General features: G+C 72.1%; 10 protein-coding genes and 1 tRNA gene. 6 read left to right on the top strand and 5 right to left on the bottom strand.

Annotation, left to right across the window (positions count from 1 at the left end; translation table 11 throughout):
• Nucleotides 1-76: 76 nt before the first annotated feature.
• The 4 genes from DEJ17_RS10025 (at nt 77) to DEJ17_RS10010 (ending at nt 4,187) form a co-directional block, all read left to right on the top strand.
• Nucleotides 77-736: a GNAT family N-acetyltransferase gene (locus DEJ17_RS10025; protein ID WP_110893520.1), complete on the top strand. Its 660-nt coding sequence runs from the start codon at nt 77-79 to the stop codon at nt 734-736.
• A 102-nt stretch (nt 737-838) separates the two neighbouring features.
• Nucleotides 839-1,963, top strand: a complete 1,125-nt coding sequence (locus DEJ17_RS10020; protein WP_110893518.1) for a hypothetical protein — start codon at nt 839-841, stop codon at nt 1,961-1,963.
• Between the two features lie 73 nt (nt 1,964-2,036).
• A tRNA-Ala gene (locus DEJ17_RS10015) sits at nt 2,037-2,112 on the top strand.
• A 197-nt stretch (nt 2,113-2,309) separates the two neighbouring features.
• Nucleotides 2,310-4,187, top strand: a complete 1,878-nt coding sequence (locus tag DEJ17_RS10010; protein WP_146239685.1) for a hypothetical protein — start codon at nt 2,310-2,312, stop codon at nt 4,185-4,187.
• A 157-nt stretch (nt 4,188-4,344) separates the two neighbouring features.
• On the opposite strand, the gene DEJ17_RS10005 is transcribed toward DEJ17_RS10010, so the two are convergent.
• Complete coding sequence (locus DEJ17_RS10005; RefSeq protein ID WP_110893514.1) at nt 4,345-4,728, bottom strand: hypothetical protein; 384 nt, start codon at nt 4,726-4,728, stop codon at nt 4,345-4,347.
• A gap of 107 nt (nt 4,729-4,835) precedes the next feature.
• Between DEJ17_RS10005 and DEJ17_RS10000 the strand changes: the two genes are divergently transcribed.
• Nucleotides 4,836-5,894 (top strand): amidase domain-containing protein, encoded by a 1,059-nt coding sequence (locus DEJ17_RS10000; protein WP_181421134.1) that lies wholly within the window; start codon nt 4,836-4,838, stop codon nt 5,892-5,894.
• A gap of 130 nt (nt 5,895-6,024) precedes the next feature.
• On the opposite strand, the gene DEJ17_RS09995 is transcribed toward DEJ17_RS10000, so the two are convergent.
• The 4 genes from DEJ17_RS09995 to DEJ17_RS09980 all read right to left on the bottom strand — a co-directional run bounded on the left by DEJ17_RS09995 (nt 6,025) and on the right by DEJ17_RS09980 (nt 11,314).
• Nucleotides 6,025-7,245 carry a hypothetical protein gene (locus DEJ17_RS09995; protein ID WP_181421133.1) on the bottom strand — a complete coding sequence of 407 codons (1,221 nt, stop codon included), beginning with the start codon at nt 7,243-7,245 and terminating at the stop codon, nt 6,025-6,027.
• 150 nt (nt 7,246-7,395) lie between these two features.
• The gene (locus tag DEJ17_RS09990; protein ID WP_110893512.1) at nt 7,396-9,276 is read right to left on the bottom strand and encodes a glycoside hydrolase family 2 protein; all 1,881 of its coding nucleotides are present in this window, start codon (nt 9,274-9,276) and stop codon (nt 7,396-7,398) included.
• 89 nt (nt 9,277-9,365) lie between these two features.
• The gene (locus tag DEJ17_RS09985; RefSeq protein WP_110893510.1) at nt 9,366-9,821 is read right to left on the bottom strand and encodes a MaoC/PaaZ C-terminal domain-containing protein; all 456 of its coding nucleotides are present in this window, start codon (nt 9,819-9,821) and stop codon (nt 9,366-9,368) included.
• Between the two features lie 20 nt (nt 9,822-9,841).
• Nucleotides 9,842-11,314, bottom strand: a complete 1,473-nt coding sequence (locus DEJ17_RS09980; protein WP_110893508.1) for a CHAD domain-containing protein — start codon at nt 11,312-11,314, stop codon at nt 9,842-9,844.
• A gap of 128 nt (nt 11,315-11,442) precedes the next feature.
• Here DEJ17_RS09980 and DEJ17_RS09975 point away from each other — a divergent pair, with 128 nt between their 5' ends.
• Complete coding sequence (locus DEJ17_RS09975) at nt 11,443-12,732, top strand: phosphotransferase (RefSeq protein WP_220033631.1); 1,290 nt, start codon at nt 11,443-11,445, stop codon at nt 12,730-12,732.
• Nucleotides 12,733-12,760 lie beyond the last annotated feature (28 nt).

The raw sequence follows: 12,760 nt of genomic DNA, 5'->3' as shown, positions 1-12,760 counted from the left end.
CTCGGGTCCGTCAGATCACGGACCCGGGCGGGACACCCCGTCCCGCACAGCGGCGGGACCCCGGAGGAACCCAGCGATGACGACGATCCCGACCCTGTCCCACGGGCGGGTCACCATCCGGCCCCTCCGGCTCCGCGACACCCGCGACCTCGACGCGGCACTCGCGACGAACCGCTCGTGGCTCCGTACCTGGGAGGCCACGAACCCCTCCGGACACGTCTCCACCGACGTCCGGGGCAGCATCCGCGCGCTCCAGGCCAACGCCCGCGCGGGACTCGGACTCCCGTTCGCGATGGAGCTCGACGGCCGCTTCGTCGGGCAGCTCAACGTCTCCGGCATCTCCTACGGCTCGCTCGCGAGTGCTTCCATCGGCTACTGGGTCGTCGAGGACGCCGCCGGCCACAACGTGACGCCGATCTCGGTCGCCCTCGCCGTCGACCACTGCTTCCGGGCCCTCGGCGTCCACCGGATCGAGATCTGCATCCGGCCGGAGAACGCGCCGAGCCTGCGGGTCGTCGAGAAGCTCGGCTTCCGGTACGAGGGGCTCCGCCGCCGGTACATCCACATCAACGGGGACTGGCGCGACCACTTCTGCTTCGCGCTGGTGGCCGAAGAGGTCCGCGGGGGTGTCCTCGAGCGCTGGGTCCAGGGGCAGGTGCCTCCGGGCGTGGGGACCGTGCCCCTCGCCGCACGCGACGAGGCCGCGATGCCGCTGGACACGACACCCCGCATCTGACGGCCTGGAGGCGCGGCTCGCCTCCGGTGATTCCGTCCCGACACGCGCAACACGCGTCCGGCAATGACGCGGCGCGGGAACCGCCGCCCCTACCGTGTTCGCATGGCAGGAATCGGCTCGTGGGGTGGCGGCATCGTCCTGCTCGTCGCGGCCGTCCTCTGGCTCGTCTACCTGATGCCGTCGTGGGCTGCTCGTCGCCAGTACCTCGCCACCGAGCGGAACGCCATCCGGCTGCAGCAGACCCTCCGGATCCTCGCCCAGACCGCCGAGCTGCCGGACGAGGTCCGCATCGAGATGAACGCGAAGTCCCTGGCCCAGGCGCAGCGCGTCGCCCGGTCCGAAGAAGCCAAGCGAACCGCCATCGTCCGTGCCCACGAAGCCGCGCGGCAGCGTGAGATCACCCGGCGGCTGGCCGAGCAGGCCCCGGTGCTCGAGCGGGCGTCCGCCGTGCCGGCCCTGACCGCGATGCGCATGCGCCGATCCAGGCTCGGCGCGACCCTGTTCGGCACGCTCGGCGTCGTCGTGGCCCTCGTGGTCTTCGTCGCGGCACCGTCGCTCTGGCTCGTCGGTGTCGCCGGACTCGTCGCCGCCGGTGGGTCGGCAGCGGTCCTGGCCCAGCTGCACCAGGTGGCGACGGCGCGGAAGCAGCGTCTCGCGGCCGCCGAGACGGGCGCGACCCGCGCCTCCCGGCCGTCCACCGCATGGACGGACCCGGCGCCGCCCCTGTCGACCGAGCCGCCCGCCGCCCCCGCCGAGGACCGCTCCTGGACCCCGAACCGCGTGCCGAAGCCCCTCTACGTGGAGCGGCCGACCGCTCCGACTGCGTCCCCCGAGTCGTCCGCCGAGCTCGCTGCCCGGCTGAAGGAGCGCGTCGCCGCGGCGAAGGCGGAAGCCGAGGCCGAGGCGGCAGCGATCCGCGCGGGGGAGTCCGATCCGTCGCTGGCGCGGGTGTCGCGGATGCGACCCGAGCTCGAGGAAGCCGCGGCATCGCTGTCCGCGCATGACCAGGGGCGTCTGGCCGAGCGGCTCGGGCTCCGGGCGCCCGCAACCCCTGCCGCGTCGGCCGGCGTTGCTCCTGGCGCTCCTGCTCCTGCTCCTGCCGCTCCTGCTCCCGCCGACGAGCCCGCCGGGCCGCCGAGCAAGTGGGCCGGCATGGGTGTTCTCGACGATGACGCCTACCAGCAGGCCGACCTCGACGCGATCATGCGACGGCGCCGCGCGGTCTGATCCGCGGCACGCCCGAAGGGTCACCTGCGATTTCGGCTGGGCCGAACGAGGGTGCTAGTGTGGTCGAGCACTTGGGGCTATGGCGCAGTTGGTAGCGCGTCTCGTTCGCAATGAGAAGGTCAGGGGTTCGAATCCCCTTAGCTCCACCAGGTAGCAACCACGAGAACGGCCCGGAACCCACAGGTTCCGGGCCGTTCTGTCGTTGGCGGTCGTGTCGAGGGGATGATCCTCCACAGGCCGAGTCAGGTGGATCGTTCGACACAGTTCACGGACAGGGGTGGTGTGTTGTCCAACGCACCGCCCTAGACTCCCCGTGCGCCGACCGGCGCGGGGAACGGGGGAACACATGCGCTTCAGGACCGCCATTGCATCGATCGGCACGGTGCTCGCCGTCGCGGCCGGGCTCGCCGTCGTCGGGCCGGTCGCACCGGCATCGGCAGCGGCACCGACGACGGGGCGTTTCACGCCGGTCGCACCTGCGCGGGCCTGGTCCGGCACGGCCACGAGCACGGCGACCACGGTGACCCTCGGCGGCAGGAACGGCATCCCCGCTTCGGCCACCGCGGTCGTGCTCACCGCGACCGTGAACGCGCCGAGCGCCGCCGGGTACGTCAGCGTTGCACCGGCCGGCAGCACGGCGAGCCCCGCGATCCAGAACTTCCGCCGGGCGCAGCCGATCTCCGGCACCACCACGGTCGGGCTCACCTCGGGCAAGGCCCAGGTGAAGGTGTCCGCGGGCAAGGCCACCGTCTCGCTCGACGTCGCCGGGTGGTACGGCACGAGCTCAGCCGGTTCCACGTACACACCGCTGCCGCCCACGAACGTGCTGAACGGGACGGTGTCCACGGCGGCGAAGAAGGTCGTGGTCGCGGGGAAGGCGGGTGTACCGGCGGACGCCACCGCCGTCGTGCTGCAGGCCGACGTCTCCCGTCCGGCAACGAGTGGTCGGCTGCGGGTCACCCCGTCCGGCGACAACGCCGGGATCGTCTCGTTGATGTACGAGAAGGGCATCACCGTCGCCAACACGACCACCGTCAGGCTCACAGGCGGCGCCGTGCAGGCCCGGGTCTCCTCCGGATCCGCACGGGTGCTCGCCGACGTGGTCGGGTACTACGCGCCGAACGCCAATGGTTCGGTCTTCGTCCCCGCGCACCCGGTCCGTGCTGCGACCGTCGCCGCGGGGACCACCGCGAAGAAGGTCACCGTCGCCGGCACCGCAGGTGTCCCGCGCAACGCGACCGCTGCGGTCATCAACGCCAAGGTCGGCAAGGGGAACACCGGGGGATCCCTCCGCGTCGTCGGTGCGGGCCTGGCCTCGAGCGTGCCGACGCAGATCTACGCCAAGGGGCAGACGATCGGCAACGCCCTGATCGCTCCGCTCGCAGCCGGAGGACAGGTGCAGGCGAAGGTGTCCGCCGGGACTGCGACGGTCTACGTCGACGTCGTCGGGTACTTCCTGAACGGGGCGACCGGTTCGGGTACCGGTGTGGACATCTCCTGGCCGCAGTGTGGCAAGACCGTGCCGAGTGACCAGTCCTTCGGGATCGTCGGGGTCAACGGTGAGCGCGCCAACACGACGAACCCCTGCTTGCACCAGCAGCTCGGGTGGGCCGCAGCCTCTGCCGGCGGGACCACTCAGCCGACGACGCAGGTCTACTCGCTCTTCACGAACCCCGGGGCAAGGGCAGCCTCGGCGTGGCCGACGTCGAACGTCGCTCCGAACGGCCAGGCCGTCGCCGTGCCCGGCGCGTACGGCACCTGCACGGCGCAGTCCGGTTCGCAGTCGACGTGGAAGACGACCACCGCGTGCTCCTACATGTACGGCTACGCCCGCGCCTACGAAGCAGCCAACACGCGCGGGGTCACGAACCCCGGCCAGTACCGCTGGTGGCTCGACGTCGAGACCGGGTTGTCGTACGTCACCTCGGACACCGCGCAGAACCGCGCCACGCTCGAGGGCATGGTGAAGGCCCTGCAGGACGCAGGAGTGACCCAGATCGGCGTCTACTCGACCTCGTACCAGTTCCGCACCATCATGGGGACGGTCCCCACCACGAGTCCGCTCCGGCCCCTGCCGAGCTGGATCGCTCTCGGCGACGCCCGACTGGACCAAGCGCAGGCTGCGTGCTCCGGTACTCGTCTGCTGGACGGAGCGATCGCCATGACGCAGTACGTCACCCCGTTCGGTTCGACCGAGATCGACCGCGACTGGTCCTGCCGCTGACCCCAGGCGCGCGCGACCTGCGCCAGTCCACGAGCCGATCGACGCAAGTCGTGACGACGAGCGTGAACCCGTGACGGACAGGAGGCCCGGTGCCAGCTGGCACCGGGCCTCCCGTCCGTCTGCGGGTCGCGTCGGACCCGTCCCCATGGTCGACGTGTCAGCCAGCGATGCTCTCCGTCAGCACGCCGGACTGCGCGAAGGTGGTGTGGATCGCGTTCGCGGCCTGCTCGAAGGCGCGGTTGCCGCGCGAGATGCCGAGTGCCCCGCCCTTGATCGCAGACTTGCCGGAGCCGCGCAGCAGTCGGGCGACGGTGCGGCCGTCCGGGGCGATCATGATCTGCACGTCCAGGCGGGTGTGGAACGTGCGGTCGTTCGCCATGCCGCCGATGAGCAGCGTCAGGCCGAGGCTGCCGCGGGTCGCACGGAGTGCCCCCTGCTCGGCGCCGTCGACGGTGTACCCCTCACGGGCCAGGGCGTCGCGCACCTGTGCACGGGCGGTCTCGGGGTCGGTGGCGACGAAGAAGTCGTGGCTCTCGGGCATGTGTGTGTTCCTTCCGAACGGGTCCGCTGGGACACGGAGGACGCTCGCCCCCGGAGACGATCATGCCGTGTCGGAACGACAGCGGTGTCGCTTACGCTGGTCGTGTCATGACTGCCTCGATGAACCGCCGCGCACTCCTGTCCCTCGCCGGCGTCGCCGGGATCGGGCTCGCCGTCGCGGCGTGCTCCTCCGGCAGCGACAAGGGTGGCGACTCGGGCAACGGCGCGAGCGGCGGGCGCGGGAGCTCCGGCGGTGGGGACGCGACGTCCACCCCGACGGCGAAGCCCGCCGCGAAGGCCCTCACGCCGGCGCAGGTCCCGCTCGCCGGTGGCGTCACGGTCACCGTGACGGGGGCCGGACTCGCCGCCGTCAAGGGCGTCACCGTCGGTGGAGTCGCTGCGCGCGACGTCAAGGCGACCGCGTCGAAGGTGACCTTCACGGCCCCGCATCAGGCGATGTACACGGCCGGTGACGCCGACGTCGCGCTCTTCACGTCGGCGATCGAACCGACCCCGTCGGCCAACCAGTCCTCGGACGGCAACGGCAGCGCCGCGAACGACGGGCAGAGCGGCGCCACCCAGGACACCGCGACCGCGACGCCCACCCCGACGGCCGCAGCCATTCCGGACGCGGGCAGTGCCGTCGCGACGACCACCCTCGCCTACGCCGCACTGACCGACGTCGACCGGCAGCTCGCCTACGCGATGCGGTACTGGAAGGACTACAACCTCGCCGAGTACGGCACGATGAACCCCATCGGCGGCGACTGCGCGAACTACGTCAGCCAGACGCTCATCGCCCGCGGGTGGGAGCAGCGGTCCGACTGGTACAACCGCGCGGCCGGTGCCGAGCACAGTGCGACGTGGACCTACTGCCCGACGATGGACCCGTGGCTCGAGACCAACGCGGCCGAGTTCGGGCTCACCCGACGCTCGTCCGACGAGCGCGACAAGGTCAAGGTCGGCGACATCGTGTTCTTCGACTGGAACGCCAACGGGTCACCGGACCACACCACCATCGTGTCCGAGGTCTTCACCGAGCCGGACGGCACCATCCGCATCAAGTCGGCGAGCCACAACCAGGACGGCCCCTACCGCGACCTCGACGAGATGATCACGGTGCAGCACCCCGGTGGGACGGCCTGGTTCCACACGTTCGACGCGTAGCGGGCGGCCCCGGGCGCGTTCGGCGGCCGCAAGACACCGGTGTTCGCGCGTCGCACCGCGGTCTGCGGGTGTTCAACGGGCGAACACCGGTGTCTTGCAGACCAGCCCAGAGCCGAAAGACCAGCACCGCTCACGGGTACCCGAGGAACCACAGCAGCACGATCGCGACCGGCTGCAGGCACAACCCGATGACCAGCCACGTCACCGCCCGCCGCCGCGTCCCCACGAAGACGTCCGACCCGAGCAACGGCGCCATCGGCATGAGCAACCGCGGCAACGACTGCTGCGGCAGGAACACCGCCACCAGGTACATCGCGTACGACGCCGTGAACGCGAGCACGTCGGCGCCCAGTGCCCGGGTGTCCTTGCGGCAGAAGAACCACACCGCGCCGGCGAGCACCACCACGACGAGCCCGATGCCGAGCGGTCCGAGCCACGTCCCCGCCATCGTGAACCACGGCGTCAACGGAGCGAAGTGCTGCCGGCCGACGAACCCCACCCACCACGACAGCTCGGTGTCCAGGTACGCGTTCGGTCGCCCCGTCACGGCCGTCGCGATGACGGGCCACGCCAGTCCCGCAGCCGCGACGACCAGGCCGGTCACCACGATCGCGATCCGGTCGCGCCACGGGAACGCGGCCTGCTGTCGGCGCCACGCCACCCACCGCAGGAGCAGGTGGCCGGCCAACGCCAGCGCCAGCGCGAGGACCCCGGGCTTCGTGAACGCCGCCACGACACCGAGCGGCACGATCAGCCAGTAACGGCGTCGGACCAGGGCGAGCAGTGCGCCGAACAGCAGCACGAGCAGCAGGCTCTCCGCGTAGGCGACCTGCAGCAGGAACCCCGTCGGTGCGAACGCGAACAGGGCCGTCGCCCAGCGGGCTCGGTGCGAGCACCCGACGGCGAGCACCAGCCGGTACAGCAGCACGCAGGTACCCGCCCCGGCGATCGACGCCACGACGACCCCGGCGACCCAGAACGACGCTCCCGTCAGGGTCATCACGACCCGCACCACCGCGGGGAACACGGGCAGGAACGCCCACGCGTTCGGCAGGACGTGCCCGGAGTCATCGGTCGGCAGCGTCGCCGGGTACCCGTGCTCGGCGATGATCCGGTAGAAGGAGGCGTCCCACGAGCCCGAGAACGTGAAGAACGAGGGATCCTGCCGGTACGAGGCGAACGGCCAGCCGTTCGTGGTCGCCAGCAGGTACACGGTCGCCAGCAGCGCGGTGCTGACCACCCGCGAGGCCGCCCAGATCAGCAGCGGCGCGGTCCAGGCGCTGCGCCGTCCGGTCAGCAGGCTGTGGAACCCCCGACTGGAGGCCCGGCTCGCTTCCGCCACGTTCGTCACCCGCCCGATCCTCCCAGACCGCGGGCCGCGCCTCGCATCGCGGGCCGCCACCTGCCCGGCGCGAGCCGACCCGCGTGCATCGGGAGCAGCAATGGTCGGGTCCGTCTGCCGGACCCGACCATTCCTGCTCACGAAGTGTGGGCCTCCCGGCTAGCGCCCCGTGACCGCGCGACGGATCTGCTCGAACGGCACCTTCGGGGACCGGTCCGCGTTGAGCAGGCCGTTCGTCTCCTGCATGGTGTCGGTGAGCTGCGTGTAGCAGGACCCGGCGAGGAACGAGCTCGCACGGATCGCGTCGTACAGCGCGGTGATGCGGGCGACCCAGTCGTCGCCGTCACTGGCCGACGTGTAGCCCCAGCCGTCCTCGCGCTGCACGCCCGGCTGGTAGTTCACGCCCCCGAACTCGGTGAGCATGACCGGCTGGCCGAGGTCCTCGGTGCCGCCGACCAGGATGCGGCGATCCGCCGGGCCGATGCCACCGAGGAGTCGGGCCCGTGCGGTGTCGTCCGCGTACGTCGCAGCGAGTCGGGGCCCGTCGCCCTCGTAGTCGTGGATCGTGACGATGTCGGAGTTGGTGTGCTCCCACCCGTCGTTCGAGATCACCGGACGCGTCGGGTCCAGCGCCCGCGTGACGTCGGCGAGGGCCCGGGCGTAGGCCTGCTGGGCCGGGTCGGTGGCGATGTGCTGCACGCCCCAGCTCTCGTTCGCAGGCACCCAGGTCACGATCGACGGGTGCGAGGCGTCACGCTCGACGGCGTCCATCCACTCGCGCATCAGGCGCTGCACGGCTCGGGGCGAGAACGCGTAGGCGCCGGGGGCCTCACCCCACACCATGAGCCCGAGTCGGTCGGCCCAGTACAGGAAACGCGGGTCCTCGATCTTCTGGTGGTTGCGTGCGGCGTTGAAGCCGAGCTCCTTGATGAGTTCGACCTCGCGGCGCAGGGCCTGGCGTGAGGGCGCGGCGATGTGCGACTCCGGCCAGTAGCCCTGGTTGAGGACACTGCGGACATCGTGACGTCGGCCGTTGAGCAGGAACGCGCCGCCGTCGACCCCGACCGTCCGGATGCCGAAGTAGCTCGCGACGGCATCGAGCGAGCCCGTGACCGCTGTCGTCTCGTTGCCGATGCGCGGCAGCAGTGTGACCGTGGCGTCGATCAGCCGGGGCGTGTCCGGCGTCCAGTGCAGCTCGTCCTCGGCCTGCCCGTTCGTCTGCCGTGCGATCGGCACGATCACGTCGAACTCGTCGCCGGTCTCACCGACGGTGGTCTCGACCGTGGCGAGGTGCTCGTCGCGGTCGTCCCAGCGCGCCTCGACGCGCAGGCGCTCGCCGCCGGTGCGGTCACCGTCGAGCCGGACCGTCAGGCGCATGGTCGCGTGGTCGACGTTCGTCCAGCGAAGGGACGCGATCGAGGCGGTCGGCACGGCCTCGAGCCAGACCGTCTGCCAGATCCCGGTGGTCCGGCGGTACCAGATGGCGTGCGGGTCCTCGTGCCAGTCCTGCTTGCCGCGCGGCTGGGTCAGGTCGTGCGGGTCGTCCTCGGCGCGGACCACCAGGGTGTGCACGGCATCGGGGTCGGTGGCCAGGGCTTCGGTGACGTCGAAGGAGAACGGGGTGTGGCCGCCCTCGTGTTCGCCGATGAACTGCCCGTCGATCCAGACGCGGGCGCGGTGGTCGACGGCGCCGAAGTGCAGCACGAGCCGGGGTGCTCCGGTGCCGAACCCGGCGGCGTCGAGCTCGGAGCGGGGGATCGCACGGGAGTACCAGACCACGGGGTGGAAGCCGGGCTCGTCGATGCCCGACGCGGGCGACTCCGGCGGGAACGGGACGACGATCTCCCGGGCGTCGGTGAAGCCGGCACTCCAGGCGGGGTCGTCGCCGTCGTTCCGGAACGACCACGTGCCGTCGAGGTCGGCCCAGGCGGTGCGGAGCATCTGCGGCCGGGGATAGGTGCCGTCCTGCCGTGAAGCGAGGGGGAGACCGGGGGCGGAAGCGGAGTCAGGTGCGGTCACGGTGCCGTCGAGCGTGCTCATGCGTCCATGCTCCCGTGCTGGTACATCGTTGTAAAGAGGGAGCCAGCATTGCGCGGAGCCGGTTCTGCGGGTGTGCGTCGAGCAGTCCCTCAGTCGATCGCGGCGTCGCGCGTGAGCACCATGACGTCCATCCGACCTTGCTGGACGACGACTCCGCGCTGGTTCCGCAGGGCCACCGCCCGTTCGACGATCCCGGTCGTGCCCGAACTCGTCAGCCGGGTGCCCAGGATCTCGACGGTGCAGGTCACGGTGTCCCCGATGAACACGGGCTCGGTGAACCGCCACTGGTCGATCCCGAGCAGTGCCACCGCGGATCCCTCGAACACGCCCGTGCGCGCGATGAGCCCGAGGCACAGCGAGGTGCCGAGCAACCCGTGCACGATCCGCTGCCCGTACCGGGTCCTCCCCGCGAACTCGACGTCCGTGTGCACCTGGTTGTTGTCGTTCGTCCACGAAGCGAACGACACCACGTCCGCCTCGGTGATGGTGCGCCCCGGCGTGGTGAAGGTCTGTCCGGCAGCGAGGTCCTCGAAGTAGTGCGGCACGGCCCGATTCTCGCACCTGGTCAGAGCCGGGCGAGCAGCTTCCGCGATCGGTGCAGGCCCTGCGCGCTGGCCGCCTGCTCGGTCGTCGCCAGGACGCCGTACCCGAACGTGTCCTCGCCGTGCTGCGCCGCCACAGCTGCCAGTCGTCGGTACGCATCGGCCGCGTGCGCGGCGTCGAGCGTCTCGCCCAGGGTCTCCTGCACCCGTCGCAGCCGTCCGAGCCGACGCTTGCCGACGTCGGGCAGGTCCCCGGCCGCCTGCAGTGCGTAGCGCAACCGGCGCGCGGCCTTCCGGACCTCGTGCAGGGTGTCGAGGTCGTCGCTGGGATCACCCAGCAGCCGACCGACGCGTGCCCGCTCGTGCCGGATGCGCCTGGTGGCGAACGCGGCCGCGTCGTCGTCCGCGTGCGGGCCGGCCGGTGCCCGCAGCAGCAGGTCGTCGAGGGCGTCGAGTGTCCGGAACCAGGCGTCGGAGCGCAGCGCTCGCCGCAGCTCGGCCGCAGCGACGCTGCGACGCTGCGCGGTCTCCGAACCGATGCGGTCGAGGGTCTCGGTGTCCACGTACCCGTCGGGGGCGTGTGCCGCCGACCGGGACAGGCCGGCGTGGAGCACCTCGGCGTCGCGAGCGGTCCCGGCGATCCGCCCGGTCTCGGCCAGGGCGGCACGGAGCTCCTCCGTCGCCTGACGGTCGAGCGCGCCGCGGAACGCCGCGAGCACACTCCGCAGGCGGCGCAGCACCTTCCGCAGGTCGTGCACGGCCTCGGGGTCGTCGGCTCGCACACGGGGGTCCGCCGCGACGAGGTCACGCCGCAGGGCATCGAGCACCCGCAGGACGAACCCAGCGGCGGTGTCCGGCCGGGGGCGTTTCGCTCGGCCGCGTCGTCGCTCCGGGGTGAGCTGCGGGCCTCGGGGGAGCGGAACCGACGCGACGTCCACCGGATCGGTCGCCGCGTCGTGCAGGGCTCGTTCGGCCGCGCGTACCGTGGCGCCGTCGCGTCCGTCGTCCGTCAGGGCCCACCACCGCGACGACCGCAGCACGGTGGTGTCCGGGTCGCCGTCGTCCACGCGCACGTCGGCGACCTCGGCCCGCACCCGGCCGTCGTCGCCGCGGAGGGTCACGAGCGTCGTGGTGGTGTCACGGACCAGGACCATCCGCAGGGGACGACCACGCAGGAACACCTCGACGGCGTCACGTGGGGGATCGTCGGACGCGCCCCCGACCGGTTCCGGGCCGGTCCCGTGCTCACCCCGGTCGATCGTCCAGGCGCCGTCCGGCAACCGCGTGAGCACGACACCCTCGGCGGCGAGCACCCGGTCGTCGGCGTCCCACACCGTCTCTCGCACCGTCACCGCTTCGTGACGGCGCACGTCGGCGGCGAACGGCTCGAGTGCGGGGAGCCTGCGGTCGTCGAGGATCCGCCAGGTCCGGCGGGGGTCGGGGAGTGCACGTGCAGCGTCAGCGGCGGGGGGAGGAGCGGCAGCGGATCGGGGCATGCCGCAAGTGTCGTCCGACGCGCCCGTGTCAGACCGGGGGCAGCGGGGTTCTGTGGACGAAGCGCTCGCCAGCGCGTCCTGTGGAGGACTCGGCACCTCGCCAGGCCCCGGCGCGTAGGTTCCGCTGCATGAGCGACGGAGCACCCAGCGCCCCCGGCACCACGGCCCCCGACACCAGCACGCCGAGCGACCGCGACCTCGAGTCCTGGATCGCCGACCGCCGCTGGTACGCCTCGAAGGGGTCCGTGCCACGCCTCCGGACGATCTCCACCGACGACGGGACCCGACTGGTGCTCGACGAGGCCCCCGCGGTCCCCGTCCTCTACCAGTCGCCGATCACCACCGGGCAGGACGGCGAGATCGTCGACGCCACCACCGACCTCGCGTGGGTCTCGGCACTCGCCGCACGCATCGACGCGGCACCGGACAGCCTCAGCCCGATCGGCCGGGTCACCGCCGCCCGCGTCCTGACCGGCGAGCAGTCCAACACCTCGGTCATCTGCGACACCGAGTCGGGCGACCGCGTCATCATCAAGGTCTTCCGCGTGCTGCACCACGGCGACAACCCGGACGTCACCACGCAGCTCGCGCTCACCGCCGCGGGCAGCACGCGCGTGCCGCGGGTCTACGGGGCCCTCCGCGCCGACTGGCCCGACGTCGGACGCCCGGACGGCACCGCGACCGGTCACCTCGCCTTCGCCCAGGAGTTCCTGCCCGGGCTCGACGACGCCTGGCGCGTCGCCCTGCAGGAGGCGCAGGCAGGCACGCCGTTCGGTGACCGCGCCGAACAGCTCGGCACCGCGCTCGCCGACGTCCACCGCACACTCGCCGGAGCGCTGCCGACCGAACCGGCGGACGCGTCGCGACGGGACGTCGCCGTCGCGACGATGCACGCCCGACTCGACACGGCCGCCCGCGAGGCCCCGGCCGTCGCCGACCATGCCGACGCCATCCGCGCTGTCTACGCCCGTGCCGCCGACGTGACGTGGCCGGACCTGCAGCGCATCCACGGTGACCTGCACCTCGGACAGGTCCTGTCGGCACCGGACCCCCGTGGCTGGGTCTTCCTCGACTTCGAGGGCGAACCGCTCCGCCCCCTCGACGAACGCTCACTGCCGGACGTCACCCTGCGCGACGTCGCGGGCATGCTGCGCTCGTTCGACTACGTCGCGGGTGCGCTGGCGCACGACGCCGAACCGGTCGACGCAGCCTCGTGGGCAGCCGAGGCGCGAGCCCGCTTCCTCGCGGGCTATCAGCAGGGCACCGGCGCGGACCTCGCCGCCCACAGTGCACTGCTCGACGCCTTCGAGCTCGACAAGGCGGTCTACGAGGTCGTCTACGAGACCCGAAACCGACCCGACTGGGTCGGCATCCCGCTCGCGGCCGTCGCGCGCCTGGTCGGCGACAGCGGGTCCTGAGGGCGACCCACGAACGGACGGGAGGCCC

Source organism: Curtobacterium sp. MCSS17_011 (assembly GCF_003224275.1).
Taxonomy (GTDB): Bacteria; Actinomycetota; Actinomycetes; order Actinomycetales; family Microbacteriaceae; genus Curtobacterium.
Note: the sequence above shows the minus strand (reverse complement) of the source record. Positions and strands in the feature narration are given on the sequence as shown.